General features: G+C 51.0%; 28 protein-coding genes. 5 read left to right on the top strand and 23 right to left on the bottom strand.

Going from position 1 to position 22,986, the window contains the following annotated elements:
- Positions 1 to 28: 28 nt before the first annotated feature.
- Genes rplI through rpsF form a run of 4 tightly spaced genes read right to left on the bottom strand, consistent with a single transcriptional unit; the run spans position 29 to position 1,468 of the window.
- Positions 29 to 478 carry a 50S ribosomal protein L9 gene (gene rplI, locus FQZ95_RS10015; protein ID WP_001196062.1) on the bottom strand — a complete coding sequence of 150 codons (450 nt, stop codon included), beginning with the start codon at positions 476 to 478 and terminating at the stop codon, positions 29 to 31.
- 41 nt (positions 479 to 519) lie between these two features.
- A complete protein-coding gene (gene rpsR / locus FQZ95_RS10010) occupies positions 520 to 747 on the bottom strand; it encodes a 30S ribosomal protein S18 (RefSeq protein WP_000135199.1) in 228 nt (75 codons plus the stop codon).
- 4 nt (positions 748 to 751) lie between these two features.
- Complete coding sequence (gene priB / locus FQZ95_RS10005) at positions 752 to 1,066, bottom strand: primosomal replication protein N (protein WP_001296681.1); 315 nt, start codon at positions 1,064 to 1,066, stop codon at positions 752 to 754.
- A gap of 6 nt (positions 1,067 to 1,072) precedes the next feature.
- Entirely contained in the window at positions 1,073 to 1,468 is a 396-nt protein-coding gene (gene rpsF / locus FQZ95_RS10000; protein WP_001216676.1) for a 30S ribosomal protein S6, read from the bottom strand.
- A gap of 326 nt (positions 1,469 to 1,794) precedes the next feature.
- On the opposite strand from rpsF, the gene yjfY reads away from it, so the two are divergent.
- Positions 1,795 to 2,070, top strand: coding sequence for a DUF1471 family protein YjfY (gene yjfY / locus FQZ95_RS09995; RefSeq protein ID WP_000492917.1), 276 nt, complete (start codon positions 1,795 to 1,797; stop codon positions 2,068 to 2,070).
- A gap of 128 nt (positions 2,071 to 2,198) precedes the next feature.
- On the opposite strand, the gene ulaF is transcribed toward yjfY, so the two are convergent.
- From ulaF to ulaA, 6 genes are read right to left on the bottom strand one after another with little or no spacing between them, the layout of a single operon-like run.
- Positions 2,199 to 2,885: an L-ribulose-5-phosphate 4-epimerase UlaF gene (gene ulaF, locus FQZ95_RS09990; RefSeq protein ID WP_088541521.1), complete on the bottom strand. Its 687-nt coding sequence runs from the start codon at positions 2,883 to 2,885 to the stop codon at positions 2,199 to 2,201.
- On the bottom strand, positions 2,885 to 3,739 hold the full coding sequence (gene ulaE, locus FQZ95_RS09985) for an L-ribulose-5-phosphate 3-epimerase UlaE (protein WP_000949498.1): 855 nt from the start codon (positions 3,737 to 3,739) through the stop codon (positions 2,885 to 2,887). Before ulaE ends, ulaF begins: the two co-directional genes overlap by 1 nt.
- 9 nt (positions 3,740 to 3,748) lie before the next feature.
- Complete coding sequence (ulaD, locus tag FQZ95_RS09980) at positions 3,749 to 4,399, bottom strand: 3-keto-L-gulonate-6-phosphate decarboxylase UlaD (RefSeq protein ID WP_000056740.1); 651 nt, start codon at positions 4,397 to 4,399, stop codon at positions 3,749 to 3,751.
- A gap of 13 nt (positions 4,400 to 4,412) precedes the next feature.
- Positions 4,413 to 4,877, bottom strand: a complete 465-nt coding sequence (gene ulaC / locus FQZ95_RS09975) for a PTS ascorbate transporter subunit IIA (RefSeq protein ID WP_000776505.1) — start codon at positions 4,875 to 4,877, stop codon at positions 4,413 to 4,415.
- 9 nt (positions 4,878 to 4,886) lie between these two features.
- Positions 4,887 to 5,192 carry a PTS ascorbate transporter subunit IIB gene (gene ulaB, locus FQZ95_RS09970; protein ID WP_000218362.1) on the bottom strand — a complete coding sequence of 102 codons (306 nt, stop codon included), beginning with the start codon at positions 5,190 to 5,192 and terminating at the stop codon, positions 4,887 to 4,889.
- 15 nt (positions 5,193 to 5,207) lie between these two features.
- Complete coding sequence (gene ulaA / locus FQZ95_RS09965) at positions 5,208 to 6,605, bottom strand: PTS ascorbate transporter subunit IIC (RefSeq protein WP_000404886.1); 1,398 nt, start codon at positions 6,603 to 6,605, stop codon at positions 5,208 to 5,210.
- Between the two features lie 354 nt (positions 6,606 to 6,959).
- Between ulaA and ulaG the strand changes: the two genes are divergently transcribed.
- Positions 6,960 to 8,024, top strand: a complete 1,065-nt coding sequence (ulaG, locus tag FQZ95_RS09960) for an L-ascorbate 6-phosphate lactonase (protein WP_001353507.1) — start codon at positions 6,960 to 6,962, stop codon at positions 8,022 to 8,024.
- A gap of 107 nt (positions 8,025 to 8,131) precedes the next feature.
- Positions 8,132 to 8,887 carry an HTH-type transcriptional regulator UlaR gene (ulaR, locus tag FQZ95_RS09955; RefSeq protein WP_000133631.1) on the top strand — a complete coding sequence of 252 codons (756 nt, stop codon included), beginning with the start codon at positions 8,132 to 8,134 and terminating at the stop codon, positions 8,885 to 8,887.
- On the opposite strand, the gene yjfP is transcribed toward ulaR, so the two are convergent.
- Positions 8,884 to 9,633 (bottom strand): esterase, encoded by a 750-nt coding sequence (gene yjfP / locus FQZ95_RS09950; protein WP_032185754.1) that lies wholly within the window; start codon positions 9,631 to 9,633, stop codon positions 8,884 to 8,886. The genes ulaR and yjfP overlap by 4 nt on opposite strands.
- Before the next feature lie 181 nt (positions 9,634 to 9,814).
- Here yjfP and bsmA point away from each other — a divergent pair, with 181 nt between their 5' ends.
- Both bsmA and yjfN read left to right on the top strand, forming a co-directional pair.
- Entirely contained in the window at positions 9,815 to 10,144 is a 330-nt protein-coding gene (bsmA, locus tag FQZ95_RS09945) for a biofilm peroxide resistance protein BsmA (RefSeq protein ID WP_000254636.1), read from the top strand.
- A 148-nt stretch (positions 10,145 to 10,292) separates the two neighbouring features.
- On the top strand, positions 10,293 to 10,568 hold the full coding sequence (gene yjfN, locus FQZ95_RS09940; protein WP_024166233.1) for a DUF1471 family protease activator YjfN: 276 nt from the start codon (positions 10,293 to 10,295) through the stop codon (positions 10,566 to 10,568).
- Between the two features lie 149 nt (positions 10,569 to 10,717).
- On the opposite strand, the gene FQZ95_RS09935 is transcribed toward yjfN, so the two are convergent.
- The 12 genes from FQZ95_RS09935 to purA all read right to left on the bottom strand — a co-directional run bounded on the left by FQZ95_RS09935 (position 10,718) and on the right by purA (position 22,948).
- Positions 10,718 to 12,343 carry an isovaleryl-CoA dehydrogenase gene (locus FQZ95_RS09935; protein ID WP_160530144.1) on the bottom strand — a complete coding sequence of 542 codons (1,626 nt, stop codon included), beginning with the start codon at positions 12,341 to 12,343 and terminating at the stop codon, positions 10,718 to 10,720.
- Positions 12,344 to 12,426: 83 nt separating this feature from the next.
- The gene (locus FQZ95_RS09930) at positions 12,427 to 13,590 is read right to left on the bottom strand and encodes a glutathionylspermidine synthase family protein (protein ID WP_024212007.1); all 1,164 of its coding nucleotides are present in this window, start codon (positions 13,588 to 13,590) and stop codon (positions 12,427 to 12,429) included.
- A 2-nt stretch (positions 13,591 to 13,592) separates the two neighbouring features.
- A complete protein-coding gene (locus FQZ95_RS09925; protein ID WP_000101673.1) occupies positions 13,593 to 14,231 on the bottom strand; it encodes a DUF1190 domain-containing protein in 639 nt (212 codons plus the stop codon).
- 9 nt (positions 14,232 to 14,240) lie between these two features.
- Positions 14,241 to 14,639 carry a DUF350 domain-containing protein gene (locus FQZ95_RS09920; RefSeq protein ID WP_000547753.1) on the bottom strand — a complete coding sequence of 133 codons (399 nt, stop codon included), beginning with the start codon at positions 14,637 to 14,639 and terminating at the stop codon, positions 14,241 to 14,243.
- Between the two features lie 17 nt (positions 14,640 to 14,656).
- Positions 14,657 to 15,316 (bottom strand): YjfK family protein, encoded by a 660-nt coding sequence (locus FQZ95_RS09915; protein WP_000200291.1) that lies wholly within the window; start codon positions 15,314 to 15,316, stop codon positions 14,657 to 14,659.
- Positions 15,313 to 16,383 carry a potassium channel family protein gene (locus FQZ95_RS09910; RefSeq protein WP_000466338.1) on the bottom strand — a complete coding sequence of 357 codons (1,071 nt, stop codon included), beginning with the start codon at positions 16,381 to 16,383 and terminating at the stop codon, positions 15,313 to 15,315. Before FQZ95_RS09910 ends, FQZ95_RS09915 begins: the two co-directional genes overlap by 4 nt.
- Positions 16,383 to 17,081, bottom strand: coding sequence for a PspA/IM30 family protein (locus tag FQZ95_RS09905; RefSeq protein ID WP_160530143.1), 699 nt, complete (start codon positions 17,079 to 17,081; stop codon positions 16,383 to 16,385). The genes FQZ95_RS09910 and FQZ95_RS09905 overlap by 1 nt, the downstream gene beginning before the upstream one ends.
- 18 nt (positions 17,082 to 17,099) lie before the next feature.
- A complete protein-coding gene (locus tag FQZ95_RS09900) occupies positions 17,100 to 17,501 on the bottom strand; it encodes a YjfI family protein (protein WP_032185744.1) in 402 nt (133 codons plus the stop codon).
- A 126-nt stretch (positions 17,502 to 17,627) separates the two neighbouring features.
- Positions 17,628 to 18,359 (bottom strand): 23S rRNA (guanosine(2251)-2'-O)-methyltransferase RlmB, encoded by a 732-nt coding sequence (gene rlmB / locus FQZ95_RS09895; protein ID WP_001293285.1) that lies wholly within the window; start codon positions 18,357 to 18,359, stop codon positions 17,628 to 17,630.
- A gap of 180 nt (positions 18,360 to 18,539) precedes the next feature.
- Complete coding sequence (gene rnr, locus FQZ95_RS09890) at positions 18,540 to 20,981, bottom strand: ribonuclease R (protein ID WP_160530142.1); 2,442 nt, start codon at positions 20,979 to 20,981, stop codon at positions 18,540 to 18,542.
- A gap of 38 nt (positions 20,982 to 21,019) precedes the next feature.
- The gene (gene nsrR / locus FQZ95_RS09885; protein WP_001177637.1) at positions 21,020 to 21,445 is read right to left on the bottom strand and encodes a nitric oxide-sensing transcriptional repressor NsrR; all 426 of its coding nucleotides are present in this window, start codon (positions 21,443 to 21,445) and stop codon (positions 21,020 to 21,022) included.
- 204 nt (positions 21,446 to 21,649) lie between these two features.
- Complete coding sequence (gene purA / locus FQZ95_RS09880) at positions 21,650 to 22,948, bottom strand: adenylosuccinate synthase (protein ID WP_000527955.1); 1,299 nt, start codon at positions 22,946 to 22,948, stop codon at positions 21,650 to 21,652.
- Positions 22,949 to 22,986 lie beyond the last annotated feature (38 nt).

Below are 22,986 nucleotides of genomic sequence, written 5' to 3'. Positions count from 1 at the left end.
GCGTTTTTACGTCTCGTTGAATAACGAATTATTCAGCTACTACGTTTACGATCACTTTCGCGAATACTTCGCTGTGAACCTGGAAGCTCACTTCGTGTTCGCCAGTGGTACGCAGAACGCCGTTCGGCAGACGAACTTCGCTCTTAGCCACTTCAACGCCAGCTGCAGTTACAGCGTCAGCGATGTCGCGAGTACCGATGGAACCGAACAGTTTACCTTCGTCGCCAGCTTTAGACGCGATGGTAACAGTTTCCAGTGCATTGATTTTCTCAGCGCGAGCATTAGCAGCTGCCAGAACTTCAGCCAGTTTAGCTTCCAGTTCAGCGCGACGTGCTTCGAAGAATTCAATGTTTTTCTTGGTAGCTGGAACAGCTTTACCCTGCGGTACCAGGAAGTTACGAGCATAGCCCGCTTTAACGTTTACCTGATCACCCAGGCTACCCAGGTTTGCTACTTTATCAAGCAGAATAACTTGCATTACCTTATCCTCTCAAAGTCGTATTAATGGACCGTGACCGATTACTGATGGCGATCAGTGTACGGCAGCAGGGACAGGTAGCGAGCGCGTTTGATAGCGCGAGCCAGCTGACGCTGGTATTTTGCACGGGTACCGGTGATACGGCTTGGGACAATCTTACCGCTTTCGGTGATGTAGTTTTTCAGCGTAGCGATATCTTTATAGTCGATCTCTTGAACGCCTTCCGCGGTGAAACGGCAGAACTTGCGACGACGGAAATAACGTGCCATATGGCTAGTCTCCAGAATCTATCAATTCAATCTGCTCGGCATGCAAAACCATTTTGCTCAGACCGTTCTTTGCCTTGTGGCATGAAATGAACCCCTGAACGGTTATGCGACTGCCGACCGTTATACTGTGAGTAATGGCCTGGTTTTCGTGTCCGCTAACAATAACGGGCATTTGACACCACGCCTGCCGGTGAAAGCCGGCTTCCTCCTGCACAGAACGATGCTCAAGCACGAACTGGCAGTGAGGAATTCCTGATGGACTGACCTTTCGAAGGGGAGTCCTGCACACGGTGCCGGACAACACCAGACGGTTGGTCATCAGAAATTACTCTTCAGAATCCCCAGCTTCAGCATCATCAGCGGTTTCGTTTGCGAAATCATCGCGACGCTCACGGCGCTCGTCTTTCGCTTTAACCATCGGAGATGCTTCGGTAACAGCGTGCTTGGTACGCATAACCATGCTGCGGATAACGGCATCGTTGAAGCGGAAGGTAGTTTCCAGCTCATCGATCACTTCCTGCGGAGCTTCAACGTTCATCAGAACGTAGTGTGCTTTGTGCAGTTTGTTGATCGGGTAAGCCAGCTGACGGCGGCCCCAGTCTTCCAGACGGTGGATCTTGCCTTCTGCACCAGTGATGGCAGCAGTGTAGCGCTCGATCATGCCCGGAACCTGTTCGCTCTGGTCAGGATGGACCATAAAAACGATTTCGTAATGACGCATCGAATTGCTCCTTACGGATTATTCAGCCTCCTGTCTGGGTCAGCCGAATCCCGGGGAGGCAAGGAACGTGTTAAAGGTCGGCTGAAAAATGACGCGTTATAGTACTGACATACCCCGCTAAACTCAAGGCCAGCCGACAAATAAATCTCATCTTTCACCAAATCGTACTAACACGCTGATTTGAAGTTCATCACACTTCATCATGGTGTTTTTTTGAACAACTGCATCAGAAATGGTCACCATCCACTTCTTTATCATTGATTAAAATTAAATCAGAAGAGCATCACAGAGGAGAGCACACAAAGTCAGCCGTTGAGGAGGTATCTATGTTCAGTCGTGTTTTAGCCCTTCTGGCTGTGCTTTTGCTAAGTGCAAATACATGGGCAGCCATTGAAATTAATAACCACCAGGCCAGAAATATGGACGATGTGCAAAGCTTAGGCGTGATTTATATCAATCATAATTTCGCCACTGAAAGCGAAGCGCGTCAGGCATTAAATGAAGAGACAAATGCGCAGGGCGCAACGTACTACCACGTGATTCTGATGCGGGAACCGGGGAGTAACGGCAACATGCACGCCAGCGCGGATATTTATCGCTAGCACCAGGTATAACCAACGAAACATTGCCATAGTTTGCTTTGCCCCCTTCTCAGGGGGCTTTTTTTGAAAAACGGCTGCGGACTTAGACCAGTTATCTCCCGAAGAAGGAAATTTCCGCAGCGCGTGTTTTACTTCTGCCCGTAATAGGCGTTAGGACCGTGCTTCCGCATGAAATGTTTATTCATGAGATAGCTGTCGATGTGATTCAGTTGTGGGTTAATGCCGCGGGCAATCCACGCCATTTTCGCCACTTCTTCCATCACCACCGCGTTATGCACCGCATCGTGAGCATCTTGCCCCCAGGCGAATGGCCCGTGCTGATACACCACAATTCCCGGCGTATGCAGCGGCTCGGCGTCACCCAGCGTTTCGATAATCACTTTGCCAGTGTTTAGCTCGTATTCCCCCTGCACTTCTTCTTCACTTAACCCACGCGTACACGGGATATCGCCAAAGAAGTAGTCAGCGTGCGTGGTGCCTAATGCCGGGATCGCCAGCCCCGCCTGCGCCCATGCGGTGGCATGCGTGGAGTGGGTATGGACAATGCCGCCAAGCGACGGATAACGGCGGTAGAGTTCAAGATGCGTCGCAGTGTCGGAAGACGGACGATACTCCCCTTCCACCACCTTGCCGCTAATATCAACCACCACCATATCGTCTGCTTTCATGGTTTCGTAGGCGACACCGCTGGGCTTGATCACCACCAGCCCGCGTTCGCGGTCAATGGCGCTGACGTTACCCCAGGTAAAGGTCACCAGCCCGTAACGCGGCAGATCCATGTTGGCTTCAAATACCTGCTGTTTCAGCTTTTGCATTATGCCGCCTCCACCATGCCTGCTTTAGCCATGCGCGCTTTCACCCAATCACGCGCTTTCGCCACTTCTGCCGCCGGGTCTTCCGCCGTTTCGCTCCACATCTCAATCAGGTACGGCCCGCAATAGCCACTCTGTTTGAGCGTTTCAAAGCAACGTTCGAAATCCACCACACCCTCGCCAAACGGCACGTTTTTGAAGACGCCTGGTTTGGTGTCTTTCACATGCACCGCGACGATATGCCCGATTCCGGCCTGCAACTCCATCTGCACGTCGTTGTCCCACGCCGACAAGTTGCCGATATCCGGGTAGAGCTGGAACCACGGGTTGTTAAGATAGTGCGCGTAACCCAGCGCCTTGCTGATGGAGTTCATCAACGGGTAATCCATGATCTCCATTGCCAGCGTCACCTGCGCGCGGCTCGCCATCTCAACGCTCTCTTTCAGGCCGTCACGGAAACGACGACGCGTTTCGTTATTGGCTTCCTGATAGTAAACGTCGTAGCCCGCCAGTTGGATCACGCGAATACCGACATCCTGGGCGAACTGGATAGCTTTGCGCATAATCTCCAGCCCCTGCGCCCGCACTGCGTCATCTTCGCTGCCCAGCGGGAAACGACGATGAGCAGAAAGGCACATGGATGGTACGCGCACGCCGGTTTCAACAATCGCGTTCACCAGCGCCAGACGCTGCTCGCGGCTCCAGTCAAGGCGCGAGAGGCGATCGTCCGTTTCATCTACCGACATCTCGACAAAATCGAAGCCTAACGTTTTTGCCAGTTGCAGCCGTTCCAGCCAGCACTCCCCGGCGGGAAGCGCTTTTTCGTAGATGCCAAGCGGGATTTGTTTGGACAACATATCCGCTCCTTAGCCCCACAGTTCGGCGATGGAACGTTTGAACTGACGCGCGGCTTCAACCGGAGAGGCTGCATCACGGATACTACGCCCAGCGATAAACACATGAATCGGAATGCCTTTGAACAGCGGCAGGTCTTCCAGCGCCAGGCCACCGGTGACGGTGACTTTGAAGCCCATATCGGAAAGACGTTTGATCGCGGTGATATCCGCTTCGCCCCACGCCACGCCTGCGGCCTGCGCGTCACGGCTGCGGTGATAAACCACCTGCTGGATACCTGCGTCGCGCCACTGCTGCGCCTGTTCCCAGGTCCAGTAACCGGTCAGTTCGATCTGCACGTCGCCATTAAACTCTTTTGCCACGTCCAGCGCGCCTTTGGCGGTGTTGATATCTGCACAACAAATCACGGTCACCCAGTCAGCGTTGGCTTCGAAGCACATACGAGAAAGGATTTTGCCCGCATCGGCGATTTTGGCGTCTGCCAGCACGATTTTGTGCGGATAAAGCGCTTTCAGATCGCGAACCGCACGCACGCCTTCGCCCACGCACAGAATGGTGCCCACTTCGATAATGTCGACTTCTTCGGCAATCAGGCGAGTAGTTTCGTAGGCGCTAGCCATAGTCTGGTTGTCCAGCGCGACTTGCAACATCGGTAATGACATTTTCAATTCCTTCTTAAGCAGCCGCGTTGGTGCGGTCAATGAGATCCAGGACTTCCTGCTCGGTACGGCAGGCGCGTAAACGGTCGAAATTCTCTTCATCTTCAAACAGGTTGACGATCTGCATGATGCCCACTTCCTGATGCGTGTTGGCATCGACCGCCGCCATCGTGATGAGGATATCCACCGGGTCGTTATCTTCGTGGTTGAACTCCAGCGGCTTTTTCAGCGTCACCAGTGCAAAACCGGTTTTCTTAACGCCCTCTTCCGGGCGACCATGCGGCATTGCCAGGCCCGGTGCGAGCACAAAGTACGGACCGTGCTGTTCAACCGCATCCAGAATCGCCTGGTAGTAACGCGGCTCGACAACATCCGCCGCCACCAGCAGGTCAACGCCGATTTTCACTGCGTCCTGCCATGTCTCAGCTTCAGCCTGCAGACGGATAGATTTATTCTCCGCCAGCGAATCACGTAATTTCATAGCGCGCCCTTACTTCACGTCCTGCGGGAAATGTTCTTTGATCACTTCCAGCAGTTTCGGGCCAAAGTCAGCAGGAGAGAGCATGTTGCGCACGCCAACGACATATTTGTTGCCGGTCACGGTGATCTCGCCCGCGATGTGCGTAGAAGCGATGATGATATCCGCGCCGCTCAACTCGCTTTTGTATTCACCAACCGCGCAGCTGTTTACCGTGTGGTCGATGTTCGACTGGGTTAAAAACTGGTCCACTTTCATTTTCATGATCATGGAACTGCCTTGTCCGTTACCACACACAGCCAGAATACGTACGGTCATAATCAAAACTCCTTATTAAGCAGACTGTTCTGCCAGTTGTTTTTCTGCATCTTCTTCTGCGCGCAGTGCGCGGCCAGCGAAGAACATATAAGCCAGTGCAATGACAATGATGACGGCCATAAAGGCGATGCCGATGGAGAAGAAGCCCTGCATCATCGGTGGTGCCAGAATCGACCAGTCCGCCATGCCCATCCAGGCGCTCATACCGGTGAGTTTCACCGCCCAGACGCAACCAAAGATTTCAATCATCCCCATCACCAGACAAATCTTCAGCGCCGCGCGCCAGCCACCGAAGTGGTTAGCAAACACGCCAATAGTGGCGTTAGAGAAGAACATCGGGATAAAGCCAGGGATAATCAGAATGGAAGAGCCGCAGGCGACCAGGATGCCAACTGCAATCAGTTGACCAATAGTGCCCCACATAAAGCCCCAGACCACAGCGTTCGGCGCGAAGCTATAGATGGCCGCACAGTCAATCGCCAGAACCGCACCGGGGATCAGGCGCTGGGAGATACCGTTAAACGCTTCAGAGAGTTCCGCCACAAACATGCGCACGCCCTGAGTGATGATGAAGATCGCCACCGCAAAGGAGAAACCGGTTTGCAGGATGTACACCGTCCAGTTCACTTTACCTGCCATCGCCTGCACGGTGTCGATACCGAAGGAGAGCAGAATGGCACCAAAGAAGATGGTCATGACAATCGCCGTGGAGACGATGTTGTCGTGGAAAATGTTCAGCCAGCCAGGCAGTTTGAGGTCTTCAACGCTCTCCTCTTTTTTGCCGAGGAAAGGCGCAACTTTATAAGCAATCCATGATGCAAACTGCTGCTGGTGACCGATGGAGAAACCACAGCCGTCCGTCACTTCCTGAGTCGGCTTATACATCATGTTGGAGGTAATACCCCAGTAGAGCGAAACCAGAATCGCGGTGCAGATAATGGTGGTCCACATGGAGTAACCAAAGATAAACAGCGTAACGGCAATCAGCCCCGCCTGCTGGAACATGATATGACCCGTCAGCATGATGGTACGAATACCGGTAATGCGACGCAGCAGCACGTAACAGATGTTCAGCGCCAGAGCCAGCAACACCGCGTAACCCACCCAGCTATAGGCATCGCCCATACGTTCGATGGTAGCCATCATGGAAGCGTAAGTATCGGAAATCGCACCATTGATGCCATAAACCTCCGACATTTTCGCCACCACCGGTTTGAAGGTGCTGGTCAGGATGCCGGACCCGGCCTGCAACAACATGAAACCAATAATGGTTTTAATCGTACCTTTGATAATCACGCTGACACTTTTGCGCAGCAGGATGTAGCCCAGACAGGTCACAATACCCAGCAGTAACGGGGCATTAGTCATGACCTGGTTAAAAAACACGGTAAAGATGTTGTAGAGGATCTCCATAACGATCTCCTGAAGAAGAGGTAACCGGGTATTCCGCACACCCGGAATGTTGTGCACTCACTCTAATTTTCAAAAGTAATCACAACAAGATTATTTATGATTAAATGTGACGCGACACGCAAATAATTCCACATAGAAAGCGTGGAATTCACACAATGCAAAACTTATTAATTAAAATTCATGTAGTTAATTAAATATCACAATCCTTTTTATCTTTAATGCCTTAAAATCAACAACTACTCATCAGGCAAAAAGTCAAAAAATGGTCATTGCCTTCCTGAAAAAATAGTGTCAGGATTAATCAAAACCAATCAAATATTGATTCAAATTGAACTATCATGAAGGTAAATGGCGATGAGTAAAGTGAAAAGTATCACCCGTGAATCCTGGATCCTGAGCACTTTCCCGGAGTGGGGTAGCTGGTTGAATGAAGAAATTGAACAAGAACAGGTAGCTCCTGGCACATTCGCGATGTGGTGGCTAGGCTGCACCGGGATCTGGCTGAAATCTGAAGGTGGCACCAACGTTTGCGTCGATTTCTGGTGTGGTACTGGCAAACAAAGTCACGGTAACCCACTAATGAAACAGGGTCACCAGATGCAGCGCATGGCTGGCGTGAAAAAACTGCAACCGAACCTGCGTACCACCCCATTTGTTCTTGATCCGTTTGCGATTCGCCAGATCGACGCCGTACTGGCTACTCACGATCATAACGATCACATCGACGTCAACGTGGCCGCCGCCGTGATGCAAAACTGCGCTGATGACGTACCGTTTATCGGGCCGAAAACCTGCGTGGATTTGTGGATTGGCTGGGGTGTGCCGAAAGAACGTTGCATCGTGGTCAAACCGGGCGATGTCGTTAAAGTGAAAGACATTGAAATTCATGCCCTTGACGCGTTTGACCGTACTGCACTGATCACTTTGCCTGCCGATCAAAAAGCGGCTGGCGTACTGCCAGACGGCATGGACGATCGCGCGGTAAACTACCTGTTCAAAACGCCGGGCGGTACCCTGTATCACAGTGGCGATTCCCACTACTCTAACTACTATGCGAAGCACGGTAACGAGCATCAGATCGACGTGGCATTAGGTTCATACGGTGAAAACCCACGTGGTATCACCGACAAAATGACCAGTGCTGATATCCTGCGTATGGCAGAAGCGCTGAATACAAAAGTGGTTATCCCGTTCCACCATGATATCTGGTCAAACTTCCAGGCCGATCCGCAAGAGATCCGCGTACTGTGGGAGATGAAAAAAGATCGCCTGAAGTATGGCTTCAAGCCGTTTATCTGGCAGGTCGGTGGCAAATTTACCTGGCCGCTGGATAAAGACAACTTCGAGTACCACTATCCACGCGGTTTTGACGATTGCTTCACCATTGAACCGGATCTGCCGTTCAAGTCGTTCCTGTAATCTGTCGTTTATACCGGATGGCGTGGAGAAGTTCGCGCTATCCGGCGTAGTATTTCCTGGCTATTTCAAATATCATCTAAAAAAATCAAATTTTATCGGAATAGCTCATGACTGAAGCACAAAGACATCAAATTCTCCTGGAAATGCTCGCACAATTGGGCTTTGTGACCGTTGAGAAAGTCGTTGAGCGTCTGGGAATTTCGCCTGCTACCGCTCGACGCGATATCAATAAACTTGACGAAAGCGGCAAACTGAAAAAAGTGCGCAATGGCGCAGAAGCCATTACCCAGCAGCGCCCACGCTGGACGCCGATGAATCTGCATCAGGCGCAGAACCATGATGAAAAAGTACGTATCGCTAAAGCAGCCTCGCAGCTGGTGAATCCCGGCGAAAGCGTCGTCATCAACTGCGGTTCCACCGCGTTTCTGCTTGGGCGGGAAATGTGTGGCAAGCCAGTGCAAATCATTACTAATTATCTACCGCTGGCGAATTACCTGATCGATCAGGAGCATGACAGCGTGATTATCATGGGCGGCCAATACAACAAAAGCCAGTCCATCACCTTAAGTCCACAGGGCAGCGAAAACAGTCTCTATGCCGGGCACTGGATGTTTACCAGCGGCAAAGGACTGACTGCAGAAGGGTTGTATAAAACCGATATGCTGACGGCAATGGCAGAGCAGAAGATGTTGAGCGTGGTAGGGAAACTGGTGGTACTGGTTGATAGCAGTAAGATCGGCGAACGTGCGGGGATGCTCTTTAGTCGTGCAGATCAAATCGATATGCTGATCACCGGCAAAAATGCTAACCCGGAAATCCTGCAACAACTGGAAGCGCAAGGGGTCAGCATTCTGCGTGTTTAAAGATGCTGCTGGAAAAATGTCACGGCAGCATCTAATGCCTCAGGCGTAATGCGGTGACGCACGCCTGGCTGCCATGAACAGGTTAGCAGTTTATCCCGTCCCGTCTCGCTTAAGGCCTGCTGCAAACGTAGTGATTCGTCGGCAGGCACGACGTCATCGTCAAGGCCATGCCACAGCAGTAGAGGTCTGTCACCAAGTTGTTCCAGGTGGTTTGTCGCTTCCCACTCTGCCAGCGGCGCGACAATGTTATTGAATTCATTCTGCTGTGCTGCCGTTTCAGGTATCAGCGGTGGAAACAGTGAACGGGCGAGCGATGTAAAATAGCCCGATCCCATCATGCTGGCGGTACATTTCACCGTGGGGTGGCGAGCGGTAATTCCCAGTGCCGTCATCGCGCCCATCGACGCGCCACCGACTGCCAGACGGTCAGCAAGCAGCCAGTTTTCTTCGGCTATTGCCGCACGTAAGGTAGTGAATTCCTGCATACTTTGTAGCAAAATTTGCCAAAATTGATTTAACCGCCGCGCTGCGTCGCCCCTAAAACGGCTACCGTGATCGGGCGCATCCGGCATGATCACCCGCAAACCAGCCTGCGCCAGCGCAACGGCAAAATAGCTATACACCAGACTGGACGAAGTAAAGCCGTGATAAAAAATCACGCACGGTAACGGGGTATCTTTTTGCCCGACAGGATAAGCATGAAGAACGGGAATATCTGCCAGCACGCGCGAGTCTATTTCAATCATCTGTCTCTCCTTTTTGTCTGGTATGACATGAAGAAATCCTTAGCACAAGTTTCTGCTGGCGGTATTAGTTCATAATGTTGAGATGTGGGTTACGCTTTCATCACGTTTTCATTCGAAAATCGCGTACCAGGTAACAATTCGGGAACATTCCCCCAAAGTTAAATTAATAAGGCACTACACTATGGTTAGCAGGAAACGTAATAGCGTTATTTACCGGTTTGCCAGTTTATTATTGGTGTTGATGTTAAGTGCCTGTAGCGCACTGCAAGGTACGCCACAGCCAGCACCGCCAGTAACGGACCATCCGCAAGAGATTCGCCGCGACCAGACGCAAGGGTTACAGCGAATAGGTAGCGTAAGCACGATGGTTCGGGGTTCTCCGGATGACGCATTAGCAGAAATCAGAGCGAAAGCTGTCGCTGCAAAAGCTGATTATTACGTTGTCGTCATGGTGGACGAAACCATCGTGACAGGACAGTGGTATTCACAAGCTATTTTATACCGTAAATAAATCAGACAACTTATACAGCCAGCTTTACATTGCTTTGCGTCCCTATGCGTTTACCTGTGCACAATAAATTACCAGCTGGAAGCTCGGGCGTTTATTACCGCGATGGAATGCCCTGCAACATGTGGGGAAACGAAAAATGGAGCTGACGATGAAACAATTACTTGCCTCACCCTCGCTGCAATTAGTGACTTATCCTGCGAGCACCACGGCACAGTCTGCAGAATTCGCCAGTGCTGACTGCGTGACGGGCCTGAATGAAATAGGTCAGATCTCGGTTAGCAATATTTCAGGGGATCCGCAGGACGTGGAACGTATCGTGGCGTTAAAGGCCGATGAACAAGGTGCATCATGGTACCGCATTATTACCATGTACGAAGACCAGCAGCCTGATAACTGGCGTGTACAGGCGATACTGTATGCTTGAGTGTCATCCGCAGCAAATGAACAATGCCGGATGCGGCACCTGTGCCTTATCCGGCCAACAGTTCTTGAAATTTCATTGTGTTAGTTGATAACACGTAATACTGCTGTTGCCATTATAAGACGCGCTAGCATCACATCTGGCTGACTCGTTTATAAACATACTCCCCCCGTCGCCCGCAGCAATAAATCATTCTGGATCTGCTCTGACAACCGCACGCCGCCGCGCGTATCAAACATCATCTGACACCACGCCTGCGCCATTGGCGGAGAGGCATATTTCAACATTTGCGCGCCGCAACCCAGCAGGAATAGCTGACGAGTAATCTCTCGCCCCATTTCTTCAGCTGGCTTACGCAGTTGCTGCTGCAAACGACGAACCGCGCGATCAAAATAGCGATCCTGCCCTTTCACTTCCATAAACGCTTCCGACAGTAAGTCGTATACACCCGCCTGCTTATTAAGAACGCGCAATACATCCAGGCACATAATATTGCCAGAACCTTCCCAGATGCTGTTCACCGGCATTTCCCTGTAAAGCCTCGGCAGCTCGCTCTCCTCGCAATAACCAATACCGCCCAGCACCTCCATCGCTTCGGCCACAAACGGCATACCACGTTTGCAGATAACAAATTTCGCCGCAGGCGTAAATAAACGCGCCCACAAGGCTTCTTTGGCATCGGCACGCCGATCCCACGCTCGCGCAAGACGAAACAGCAACGCCGTTTGCCCTTCAAGCTGGAGAGCCATGCGGCTTAAGACATGACGCATCAGAGGCTGTTGGATCAATGGATTACCAAAAACATGGCGTTGATGGGCATGATAAATCGCCAGCGAAAATGCACGGCGCATCATGGCATGGCTACCCAGGGCGCAATCAAAACGCGTCATCCCACCCATTTTCAGGATCAGACGAACTCCTTCCCCTTCCTGCCCCAACAACCAGCCAATGGCATCCTGAAACTCCACTTCGCAGCTGGCGTTAGAGCGATTACCCAGCTTATCTTTCAGCCGCTCGAGGCGAATCGCGTTGCGTTGCCCGTCAGGCAAAAAGCGCGGCACAAAAAAGCAGGACAAACCGCCCGTAGTCTGCGCCAGCACCAGATGCGCATCGCTTTGCGGCACCGAGAAAAACCATTTATGCCCCACCAGCCGATAAGAGCCATCGTCCAGACGCTCTGCGCGGGTAGTGTTGCTCATCACATCGGAACCGCCCTGCTTTTCCGTCATGCCCATGCCAATCAACAAACCGCGTTTTTGCCCACCTGGCAATAAGTGGGAATCGTAGCGATCGCTCAACAGCGGCGTGGTCCAGTCCTGAAACGGTGCGGGTAACATCTGTAACAGCAATGGCGTGGCGGCAAAGGTCATGGTTATCGGACATAACGACCCTGCCTCAACCTGTGCGTGCAACATAAAACGCGCCGCTCGCGCCACAAATGCGCCGGAGCGAGCGTCTTCTTCCCAGGCCAGATTGTGTACCCGATTGGTACATAACGCCTGCATCAGCAGGTGCCAGGCGGGGTGAAAACGCACATCGTCCAGACGGCGTCCTTGCGCATCGTAGCGCAATAATTCGGGCGGATTCACATTCGCCAGTCGCCCCAGTTCAAGGGATTCAGCCGTTCCTAACTGCTGACCAATACTGGCGAGAAAATCGCTATCCCAGCCAGCACCTTCACGCGTTACCGCTTCGCAGAGCGCGCCATCAGACAGGTATAAGTTGCTGTTATTTAATGGTATAGGTTGATTAAAAACGGTGTGAGTTTGCCAGTGCACTGTGTCTCCCTCCATCAATGGCAGTCACCCTTAGTATGGTCACTGCCACGGATTCCTGACAGAAAGAGATTGCTAAAACATTCTTAGCCAGCAATATAATGCGGAACGAAACGTGAGGTGTCTTTGGTGATCAGCGTGTTATCTTCACGGATCCCCATTCCGCACGCTTCATCATCGACAATCCAGCTACCAATGAGTGTGTAGCTATCGCCAAATCGTGGCAGAGGTTGAAATGCCTGGTAGATCATCGGTTCATCGGCATAATCACCCTCAGCGTGGTCAACGACGTTATTCTGACCATCGAAAATGGTGACGTTACCGCCCTCACGTGAGTAGATCGGTTTACGCACATAGCTTTCGCCAGCGGCAATCTGCGGTTTTTCGCCATCAAACCAGGATGCAAGTAGGTTAGGATGACCAGGAAAGAAGCGCCAAAGCAGCGGCATTAACCCTTTGTTGCTCAAGATACTTTTCCATAACGGCTCCACCCATTGCTCGCGGCGCTTGCGCAGCAGCGGACCGTTATCGTCACGCATCATCCATTCCAGCGGATACAGCTTAAATGCACGCTGGATGACATTATCATCAAGATCGGTCAGTACACCGCCGACGCCCAAACCGAGATCTTCAATGTAGATAAACCGTGACTCCTGCCCAGCCTGCTGAGCGCAGTCCTGCAAGTACAGCACAGTACTCCTGTCTTCGTCGGTATCCTGACAACAGCAGAAATAAAACGGTTCCCGACTGTAAAGCTCGCTAAAACGCGAAATCAGGCGTTCCTGAATGGCATTGTACTGATCGGCATCACGCGGAATAATGCCGCTGCGCCGGGCATCTTCCAGCCACAGCCACTGGAAATAAGCCGATTCATACAACGAGGTTGGCGTATCGGCGTTGTACTCCAGCAGCTTCACCGGCGCATTGCCACACCAGGCAAAATCCATCCGTCCATACAGCGAAGGATCGCGTGCGCGCCAGCTTTCGGCGATCACATCCCAGTACAACGGCGGGATCGCCAGTTGCTTCAGGATCTCTTCGTCTTTAACCGCGCGATCCACCACCTCAAGGCACATCTGATGCAGTTCCGCAGTTGGTTTTTCGATCTGCTCTTCAATCTGGCGCAGGGTAAAGCGGTAAGCCCGACTCTCATCCCAATAGATTTCATTGTCGATGATATGAAAGTCGAAACCGTTGTCAGCGGCGATCTGGTCCAGATCCCGCCGTACAGGAACGTTGTGTCTCAGCATGATTAGCCTCCCCAATGCCCACGGGCGCTGGAAGAACGACCATAGCCGCCGCGAGAAACAGTTGACGCTTTTCTGGTGGTAAAGCCGCCCGAGGAGTAAGACTCTTTTTTGCCAGAACCGGAGCGCCAGGAGTAATCACCGGAAGTATTGCGCCAGACGGGGCGGGAAGCAAATGAGGATCCACCGCTGTTATAAACGAACGGCTCATCGCGATCTTTACGAATAACCCGGCTTAATAAAAATCCAGAAATGACCGGGATCCAACTCTGTTCAACATTGTCGTAGTAGCAATTTTCGTACTTAGACTGACAATTCTGCTGAGTCATATTCTTCGGAACATCGGCATAAAATGCCGCTTTGGCATTGTTCCAGCCATGAGCACAGATATCTGAATTATTACCGTCATCAATACAATCCTGCACTGTCGAGTAAAACGTTCCGTCACCGTCGTTATCGACATCACCACTATCGCCACAACCTTTCAATACAAAAAAAGCTGCACCGCCCATTAGCGCCAACGTTAAGTATTTTTGTGCGTAGCGATTGCGTCGCGGCTCAAAAGGATTATTAGGTCTTCCAATGCGACTGATCGCTCCGTGACCAATTTTACTGTTATTTCTTGATTTGCGTTTTCTGGCCATGATCGTCCATTACCATGTCATACAAGCTGCGTTAAAAATACCGCCAGCCAGCGCGGCGGTTCCCATAAACATTCCTGCTGCGGTATTGTGATTAATAATTTTTTCGCTTAATGCGGGCATATAAAGTCTGACGCCAGCAAAAACGAGTAACTGAATCACCAGTGCGATCCCGCCCCAGGCAAAATAATCCGGAATACTCACCGCATTGATTGCCGCACTAGATAATGGGATCACGTAACCCAACAATGTACCACTGAACGCCAGTGCCGCCGCGGTATTATTGTTTTTAATTAACTGCCATTCGTTGTGTGGTGTAATTTTGGAGTAGATAAACAGAAAAATAATCACCATAGCCACGCCAATAAAAAAATAGGCGCTAAAGGCAAGAAGTGAATCCAGTATATGCATCGTAAACGTCCTTGTAATTAACCAATAATATGAAGTGATGTCAGTGGGATATCAACACCCAGTGCGCGCGAAAATAACCACTCCGGCTCGCCGAGATCGTTAAAAGATTCCTCACCATTTAACAGCAAATATTCACAGGTATCTTCGGTCACCTGCCGTTCATAGCCCATGGTAAAATTATGCACTTCCCATTTGGCGTGGTTTTGATTTTCAACTTTTTCCAGCATATAGACGGGTTCGATATTCCCCGGTTCTTCGCTGTTAAAAAATCGCTGCCAGCGTTTTTCCTGCCAGTTTAAAGTCATTGCCCCCATCGCTTTGGCATTGATCGCCTCGCGCCAGTGGCTCTCTTTACTGATACCGTAGCTCTCTTCATAGACAAAGAGCTTGATATCATCAATGTCATCAATATCTTCGCCGCCGGTGGTATTGATTTGCAGAAATTCATCGCCCGAAGTGTAGTAGCGGAAAATCTGACTACCGCCGCCCAGATCGATGTGGCTGACAGCGGCTACCGTAAATTCTTCACCCGGCAGCGCAATCAGCAATTCATCTTCCAGCAAACGAAACGCTAACGTGTCGAGCGTAAAGCCGCTATTGAGATGAAGTCCCAGTGGGCCACGTGCGATTGCAGGTTTATCATCCTTACCAAACAGACGCTTGAAAAAACTTGTCATATGCTTCCCTCAATGTCCTGCCATGCCACTTCTTCAGCCAAAATACGGTTATTGCCAATAAGATGCAGCCACATACCGCCTTTAACTTCCGTTGCAATGACTGGATTCAGTTCCATTCCCCTACCATTTTTGCAACTGCTTATTCCCAGGACGGTGGCATCATGATGAAGTTTCATATAATGCATCAATGCGCCATAACGCATTGAGGTAACCCGTTCAGGAATCGGTAAAACAAACCCCGTATCCCCCAGCATTGGATTCATAATCGATGCCACTGATTGAGATGAACCGGGATCTTGTATTGAACGGGAAAGTTGTTCTGCTGAAATATTTCGCACTATTTCAATACGTTGACAATGAACCTCTAATAAACGAGCGTAGCGTTCATCTTCCAGATAAGCGACGATATGGCATCTTTCAGGAATAAAATCCGCCAGGGATAGTGCGGTCGTGAACGTCTGCTCATCTGTTTGCGAAAAGATGATGACACTTTGGCAATTTGCCAGTCCCATGCGGGTATGTTCATGCGGATCATTAAAATTACTAATACGAATGAAATCGACCCAATTATTTCCAGGCATCGGATGTTGAATATCATCCCGCTCACACAAAAGTACCCGGCCAAATGCTCTTCGGGAATCAAACAACAATAATGAAATCATCTTTTCAGTCTGATGCCCGCGCCATCCAATGACCAGCATATGGTTGCGCAAATTGCTGTAGTCGCCCATTCCCGTCATTCCTTTCGCCAATATGTCTTGCACTAATGCAATGACTTTTCCCATTAAAGCGCCAAATAAACCAACACTCACAGGAATCTGCCAGAGCGCTGTGAACAGACGTCCCCCCACCGTTTGGGGTGTGATATCACCAAACCCCAGCGTTGATCCCACAACCGAGCAGTAATAAATAAAATTACTCAGTTGACCTACCAACGCCTCTTCATGCAACGCAGTTAACACCAGATAACAAAACAGATACTGTCCTGTAAATAATCCAGTCAATGCCGGCCAGGTAAGCCTGGAAAGGTGACGTCGGCAGGTTTTAATGATCCATGAGAAGAACATTACTCGCCCTGTTGGCGTTGCAGTCTTGCTAATACATCCTGGGCGCTACTTTTGTTGCTACCGCCAATTCCGGCTTCCGCCAGTTTTTCATCAAGATCGCGACCATCTGCCACTTTTTCCAGCTGTGCGGCAGCATCCAGGCGAGCTTGACGTTCGGCCTGACGCGTTTGCAGACGCTTTAAGGATTCTGCCGCTGTCGAAACGCTGGAAGATGCGCCAACAGTAGAGGTCGTTACGGCCTGTTGTGCACGCTGCATGGCTTCAGTAGCTTTAACGACTTCCATTTGTTGCTCAAATTGAGCGATACGCTGTGCTGTCGCTGTAACCGCTTTTTCCACACCATCGCGAGAGACCTCCAGATTCGACAACACTTGCTCTTCAGCGGTAATAAGATTCTCAAGGCGCGCGATTTCTTCAGCAACTTCGTTAATCAACGACGGATTAACGTTCTTGCTTAACGCTTCCAGCGCACGAGCTTCCAGACTGGCTTTGCGCTCACGTAAATCTTTCAGCTTATCGTGACTTAATTTCACCCGCGCCAGCAGATCAACGCGAGATTTTCCGGCTTTATCGAGTTCAGCTTTAGCGTCACGAATATGCTGTTCCAGCATGCGCACACCCTGTGCTTCTTCAATGGATTCTTCCGCTTGCGAGATCACCGATTTACCCAGCGTAAATAAAGTTTTTAAAATTCCCATAAATACCTGTCCTTGTAATTAGTGTGAATATTCTTCTGTAATTTCAGCAAGATCCAAAGCGTTATCTACCAGCGTGGTTATTTCCAGCAGGATATCTTCAAGAGAAGATTTAAGCGATAACGCCCCGAAAACAATGTAATACTCTTCCTGTTGCACGCTGGAGATCCCTACCGATGACAACGGCATCATCTTCTGATTTCTTAATAAGAAGGTATGAAATTCATCTGGATTGTTGATACTACTTACCGGGCAAATAAAGGTTTCGATGATCATTTGGCGGGAAGTAAAAAGAATATTGATTTGCAAATCGCCATAATCATTCATTTTAATAATTAATGCGTTCTCGCCATTTGTTACATCAATATTTTGTTCAGGTACAGTTTGCAGCGCCGTCGCCAGCGCCAACGGATTCCATGTCATATATTATTCCATATAAATTAAGTTTAAATATTAATAAAATGAATATTTGTAGTACGTAATTATCTTACCAGCTATAGACAAAAAAAAACCATCCAAATCTGGATGGCTTTTCATAATTCCGAGAAATTAGCTACGCTGGCGTACCGCTTCAAATAAGCAAATGCCTGTCGCCACAGAAACGTTCAGCGAAGAAACACTTCCTGCCATTGGGATGCTGATCAACTCATCGCAATGTTCACGGGTCAGGCGACGCATGCCTTCACCTTCTGCGCCCATCACCAGTGCCAGCCGTCCGGTCATTTTGCTCTGATAGAGCGTATGATCCGCCTCACCTGCCGTACCGACGATCCAGATATTCTCTTCCTGCAACATACGCATGGTGCGCGCAAGGTTAGTCACCCGAATCAGCGGAACGCTTTCTGCCGCGCCGCAGGCTACTTTTTTCGCCGTGGCGTTGAGCTGTGCGGAGCGATCTTTCGGCACAATCACCGCATGAACACCTGCGGCGTCCGCGCTACGCAGACATGCACCCAGGTTATGCGGATCGGTTACACCGTCGAGGATCAGCAGGAACGGCTGATCGAGCGAAGCGAGCAGATCCGGCAGATCGTTTTCCTGATACTGACGTCCTGGCTTCACACGGGCGATAATGCCCTGATGCACGGCACCGTCGCTTTTCTCGTCGAGATATTGGCGGTTTGCCAGCTGGATAACCACGCCTTGGGACTCAAGGGCGTGAATCAGCGGCAACAGACGTTTATCTTCACGGCCTTTTAAAATAAAGACTTCCTGAAAACGTTCAGGGGCGCGCTCCAGCAGGGCCTGCACTGCGTGGATGCCGTAAATCATTTCACTCATTAATGTACTCGTTGTTTACGTTTTGCCTGATGCGCTACGCTTATCAGGCCTACATGATCCCTGCAATGTATTGAATTTGCGTGATTATGTAGGCCGGATAAGGCGTTCACGCCGCATCCGGCATGAACAAAGCGCATTTTGTCAGCAATCTGACCCTCTTCTGTTTGAAGAGGGTAATGATCACTCTGCCACTTTTTTCTTCGCCGCACGCTTCGCTTTGGTCGCTGCGGCTATTTTCTGCGTTTTCGCCGATGGCTTTTTCGCTTTTCTCGCGTCTTTCTTCGCCGCTTTCGGCTTCGTTTTTTTCTCGCCGCGGAAAGCGCTGTCTGGCTCAAAGTTTATCTTTTTACCAACCTGACGACGCTTGCCGCCTTTTTTGCCTGCATCGCCTTTTTTCGCTTTCTCGCGCGCGGTTTTACCGACGTTGCGCGGTGCGCGTTCGCTGGAGATCAGGCTAAAGTCGATTTTGCGCTCGTCCATATTAACCGCTTCGACGCGAACTTCCACGCGATCGCCCAAGCGATAAGTCTGGCCGCTGGATTCACCCATCAGGCGTTGTCCTACCTGGTCAAAGCGATAGTAGTCATTGTCCAGCGAAGAGACGTGGACCAGACCATCGATGAACAAGTCATCCAGGCGAACAAAGAAGCCAAAGCCGGTAACGCTGGAAATTACGCCTTTAAAGACGTTACCTACCTGGTCGAGCATGAAGTCACACTTCAGCCAGTCAGCCACATCGCGCGTTGCTTCGTCGGCACGACGTTCCGCCATCGAACAGTGCTGACCCAGTTGCAGCATCTCTTCCATCGAATAATGGTAGCCGCCGGTTTCAGTGGTATTCCCCTGATGCCCCTGCTCTTTCGCCAGCAGATACTTAATGGCGCGGTGGAGCGTCAGGTCAGGATAACGACGAATCGGCGAAGTAAAGTGCGCATAGGACTGCAATGCCAGACCGAAGTGACCACGGTTTTCCGGATCGTAAATCGCTTGTTTCATCGAGCGCAACAGCATGGTTTGCAGCATTTCTGCGTCAGGACGGTCAGCAACCGATTCCAGCAGCTCCGCGTAGTCACGCGGTTCCGGCTTGTTACCACCCGGCAATTCCAGCCCCAGCTCCGCCAGCACTGAACGGAAAGAGGTTATTGCTTCAGTGCTCGGCTTGTCGTGAATACGGAACAGTGCCGGTTCTTTGGCCTTCTCAACGAAACGCGCCGCCGAGATATTCGCCAGAATCATGCACTCTTCAATTAACTTGTGTGCGTCGTTACGCTGGGTCTGTTCGATACGCTCAATACGGCGTTCAGCGTTGAAAATGAACTTCGCTTCTTCGCTCTCAAACGAGATCCCGCCGCGTTCTTCACGGGCTTTATCCAGCACTTTATAGAGGTTATGCAGCTCTTCGAGATGCTTAACCAGCGGGGAGTACTGCTCGCGCAGATCCTGATCGCCCTGCAGAATATGCCAGACTTTGGTGTAGGTCAGACGCGCGTGAGAGCTCATCACCGCTTCGTAGAATTTGTAGCCCGTCAGGCGGCCTTTCGACGAAATGGTCATCTCGCAAACCATACACAAGCGGTCTACCTGCGGGTTGAGCGAGCACAGGCCGTTAGAGAGCACTTCCGGCAGCATCGGGATAACCTGCGAAGGGAAGTACACCGACGTACCACGGTTACGCGCTTCTCTGTCCAGCGGTGTTGGCGGACGCACATAGTAGCTGACATCGGCAATTGCGACCCACAAACGCCAGCCGCCGCCGCGTTTTTTCTCGCAGTAAACTGCATCGTCAAAGTCACGGGCGTCTTCGCCATCAATGGTGACCAGCGGTAAATCGCGCAGATCGACACGGCCAGCTTTCGCCTCTTCCGGTACTTCTTCTTTCAGCCCGGCAACCTGTTGCTCAACAGCCTGCGGCCAGATGTACGGAATTTCATGGGTACGCAGGGCGATATCAACCGCCATGCCGGTGCCCATATTATCGCCCAGCACTTCGACGATTTTACCCACTGCTTTGGTACGGCGAGTCGGGCGTTGGGTCAGTTCAACCACCACCACAAAGCCCATCCGCGCGCCCATGATCTGATCGGGCGGGATTAAAATATCGAAGCTCAGACGGCTGTCGTCAGGAACCACAAAGCCGACACCCGCTTCGGTAAAGTAGCGACCAACAATCTGGCTGGTTTTTGGTACCAGTACGCGGACAATACGCGCTTCACGGCGGCCTTTACGGTCAGCGCCCAGCGGCTGTGCCAGCACCTGATCGCCATGAATGCATGTTTTCATCTGCTCGCTGGAGAGATACAAATCATCTTTACGTCCTTCAACCCGCAGAAAGCCGTAGCCATCACGGTGGCCAATAACGGTACCTTTCACCAGGTCGAGGCGTTCCGGCAGCGCATAGCACTGACGGCGAGTGAAGACCAGTTGACCATCGCGCTCCATCGCGCGCAGGCGGCGACGCAGGCCTTCAAGCTGCTCTTCGCCTTCAATGTGCAGTTCTACCGCCAGCTCATCACGGCTGGCCGGTTTTTCACGTTTGGTTAAATGTTCGAGGATAAATTCCCGACTAGGGATGGGATTCGCGTATTTTTCAGCTTCGCGTTCCTGGAAAGGATCTTGTGACATCTCGGTTCCTCCGTTGTCATCTCTGATGAAGATTTTCGTCACTCCACCAGCAATAATTTATAAAGCGGTTGATTCTCTTCAACCAAATCGGCAAGCGTGTAGTTATCCAGTTCCATAAGAAAACTTTGCACGGCCTTAGAAAGTGCCTGTTTCAACCGACAGGCAGGTGTAATGTGGCAAAACTCACTGCTGCAATTCACCAGCGATAAAGGTTCCAGCTCGCGCACCACATCACCAATACGTATCGCACTCGCCGGTTTCCCCAGGCGAATGCCGCCATTTTTTCCACGAACAGCAGTCACGTAGCCGGCACGACTAAGTTGATTGATTATTTTGACCATATGATTACGGGAGACGCCGTAGACGTCAGTCACTTCAGAAATACTGGTCATCCGCCCTTCTGGCAATGACGCCATGTAGATCAGCGCACGTAATCCGTAATCAGTGAAACTCGTTAACTGCACATCAACCTCAAAAGGGAAAGCGGGAAAAAATACATTTATATTGATGATAAACCAGCCACAAGCTGTGTCGCTAATTTATTTCAGTTCGGGGAAGGAAAAAAGCGAGGATTTAACACTGTGTCGGATAGCGTAATGGCTTACCCGACACAGCAATGTATCACACTGTTAGCCCGGCAGGCAAAATATCTGCCAGGCGTACCAGAATTACGCGTCGAACGGGTCGCGCAGAATCATGGTTTCAGTACGATCCGGGCCGGTAGAGATGATATCGATCGGCACACCGGTCAGTTCTTCAATACGCTTGATGTAGTTCAGTGCCGCCTGCGGCAGACCGCTACGATCTTTCACGCCGAAGGTGGATTCAGACCAGCCCGGCATGGTTTCGTAAATCGGCTCTACACCTTTCCAGTCGTCTGCTGCCAGCGGAGTGGTAGTCACTTCGCGACCATCCGGCATACGGTAAGCCACGCAGAGTTTCACCTCTTTCAGGCCATCCAGAACGTCCAGTTTGGTCAGGCAGAAGCCAGACAGGGAGTTCAGCTGTACCGCACGACGAACGGCAACGGTGTCCAGCCAGCCGGTACGACGACGACGACCCGTAGTTGCGCCGAATTCGTTACCCTGCTTGCAGAGGAACTCACCAGTTTCATCAAACAGTTCGGTCGGGAACGGACCTGCACCTACACGAGTGGAGTAAGCTTTGAGGATACCCAGAACGTAATCAACATAACGCGGGCCCAGGCCGGAACCGGTCGCCACGCCACCTGCAGTGGTGTTGGAAGAAGTTACGTACGGATAAGTACCGTGGTCGATATCCAGCAGCGTACCCTGCGCACCTTCGAACATGACGAAATCGCCACGCTGACGCGCCTGGTCGAGCAGGTCAGAAACGTCAACCACCATAGAAGTCAGGATGTCGGCAACAGCCATCGTATCATCCAGAACTTTCTGGTAATCAACCGCTTCAGCTTTGTAGTAGTTAACCAACTGGAAGTTGTGATATTCCATCACTTCTTTCAGTTTTTCAGCGAAGGTTTCTTTGTCGAAAAGGTCGCCAACACGCAGACCACGACGTGCCACTTTATCTTCATAAGCAGGCCCGATACCACGACCCGTGGTGCCGATCGCTTTCGCGCCGCGCGCTTTCTCACGCGCGTTATCCAGCGCAACGTGATAATCAAGGATCAGCGGACATGCTTCAGACAGCAGCAGACGCTCACGAACGGGGATGCCACGGTCTTCCAGTTCTTTCATCTCTTTCATCAGCGCGGCCGGAGACAGCACAACACCGTTACCGATGATGCTGGTTACATTCTCGCGGAGAATACCTGATGGAATAAGATGGAGAACGGTTTTTTCACCGTTGATTACGAGAGTATGGCCTGCGTTGTGACCGCCCTGGTAGCGTACAACATATTTAGCCCGTTCAGTCAGAAGATCGACGATCTTACCTTTACCTTCGTCACCCCATTGGGTGCCCAGTACGACGACGTTGTTACCCATTTTTCAAAATCACCGTTTGCTTAAAAATGGATTCTACC

It is taken from the genome of Escherichia sp. HH41S (assembly GCF_009820115.1).
Taxonomy (GTDB): domain Bacteria; phylum Pseudomonadota; class Gammaproteobacteria; order Enterobacterales; family Enterobacteriaceae; genus Escherichia; species Escherichia coli_F.
Note: the sequence above shows the minus strand (reverse complement) of the source record. Positions and strands in the feature narration are given on the sequence as shown.

What these genes read in the sequence shown, in the direction of transcription:
- FQZ95_RS09925 (WP_000101673.1), bottom strand. Translation starts at nt 14,231, where the DNA reads ATGGCCAGAAAACGCAAATCAAGAAATAACAGTAAAATTGGTCACGGA.
- rpsR (WP_000135199.1), bottom strand. Translation starts at nt 747, where the DNA reads ATGGCACGTTATTTCCGTCGTCGCAAGTTCTGCCGTTTCACCGCGGAA.
- FQZ95_RS09910 (WP_000466338.1), bottom strand. Translation starts at nt 16,383, where the DNA reads ATGTTCTTCTCATGGATCATTAAAACCTGCCGACGTCACCTTTCCAGG.
- rlmB (WP_001293285.1), bottom strand. Translation starts at nt 18,359, where the DNA reads ATGAGTGAAATGATTTACGGCATCCACGCAGTGCAGGCCCTGCTGGAG.
- ulaC (WP_000776505.1), bottom strand. Translation starts at nt 4,877, where the DNA reads ATGAAATTACGTGATTCGCTGGCGGAGAATAAATCTATCCGTCTGCAG.
- rpsF (WP_001216676.1), bottom strand. Translation starts at nt 1,468, where the DNA reads ATGCGTCATTACGAAATCGTTTTTATGGTCCATCCTGACCAGAGCGAA.
- bsmA (WP_000254636.1), top strand. Translation starts at nt 9,815, where the DNA reads ATGGTTAGCAGGAAACGTAATAGCGTTATTTACCGGTTTGCCAGTTTA.
- ulaA (WP_000404886.1), bottom strand. Translation starts at nt 6,605, where the DNA reads ATGGAGATCCTCTACAACATCTTTACCGTGTTTTTTAACCAGGTCATG.
- FQZ95_RS09900 (WP_032185744.1), bottom strand. Translation starts at nt 17,501, where the DNA reads ATGACATGGAATCCGTTGGCGCTGGCGACGGCGCTGCAAACTGTACCT.
- rnr (WP_160530142.1), bottom strand. Translation starts at nt 20,981, where the DNA reads ATGTCACAAGATCCTTTCCAGGAACGCGAAGCTGAAAAATACGCGAAT.
- ulaG (WP_001353507.1), top strand. Translation starts at nt 6,960, where the DNA reads ATGAGTAAAGTGAAAAGTATCACCCGTGAATCCTGGATCCTGAGCACT.
- ulaB (WP_000218362.1), bottom strand. Translation starts at nt 5,192, where the DNA reads ATGACCGTACGTATTCTGGCTGTGTGTGGTAACGGACAAGGCAGTTCC.
- purA (WP_000527955.1), bottom strand. Translation starts at nt 22,948, where the DNA reads ATGGGTAACAACGTCGTCGTACTGGGCACCCAATGGGGTGACGAAGGT.
- ulaD (WP_000056740.1), bottom strand. Translation starts at nt 4,399, where the DNA reads ATGTCATTACCGATGTTGCAAGTCGCGCTGGACAACCAGACTATGGCT.
- ulaE (WP_000949498.1), bottom strand. Translation starts at nt 3,739, where the DNA reads ATGTTGTCCAAACAAATCCCGCTTGGCATCTACGAAAAAGCGCTTCCC.
- priB (WP_001296681.1), bottom strand. Translation starts at nt 1,066, where the DNA reads ATGACCAACCGTCTGGTGTTGTCCGGCACCGTGTGCAGGACTCCCCTT.
- yjfN (WP_024166233.1), top strand. Translation starts at nt 10,293, where the DNA reads ATGAAACAATTACTTGCCTCACCCTCGCTGCAATTAGTGACTTATCCT.
- ulaR (WP_000133631.1), top strand. Translation starts at nt 8,132, where the DNA reads ATGACTGAAGCACAAAGACATCAAATTCTCCTGGAAATGCTCGCACAA.
- FQZ95_RS09905 (WP_160530143.1), bottom strand. Translation starts at nt 17,081, where the DNA reads ATGGGAATTTTAAAAACTTTATTTACGCTGGGTAAATCGGTGATCTCG.
- ulaF (WP_088541521.1), bottom strand. Translation starts at nt 2,885, where the DNA reads ATGCAAAAGCTGAAACAGCAGGTATTTGAAGCCAACATGGATCTGCCG.
- yjfP (WP_032185754.1), bottom strand. Translation starts at nt 9,633, where the DNA reads ATGATTGAAATAGACTCGCGCGTGCTGGCAGATATTCCCGTTCTTCAT.
- rplI (WP_001196062.1), bottom strand. Translation starts at nt 478, where the DNA reads ATGCAAGTTATTCTGCTTGATAAAGTAGCAAACCTGGGTAGCCTGGGT.
- FQZ95_RS09930 (WP_024212007.1), bottom strand. Translation starts at nt 13,590, where the DNA reads ATGCTGAGACACAACGTTCCTGTACGGCGGGATCTGGACCAGATCGCC.
- yjfY (WP_000492917.1), top strand. Translation starts at nt 1,795, where the DNA reads ATGTTCAGTCGTGTTTTAGCCCTTCTGGCTGTGCTTTTGCTAAGTGCA.
- FQZ95_RS09915 (WP_000200291.1), bottom strand. Translation starts at nt 15,316, where the DNA reads ATGACAAGTTTTTTCAAGCGTCTGTTTGGTAAGGATGATAAACCTGCA.
- FQZ95_RS09920 (WP_000547753.1), bottom strand. Translation starts at nt 14,639, where the DNA reads ATGCATATACTGGATTCACTTCTTGCCTTTAGCGCCTATTTTTTTATT.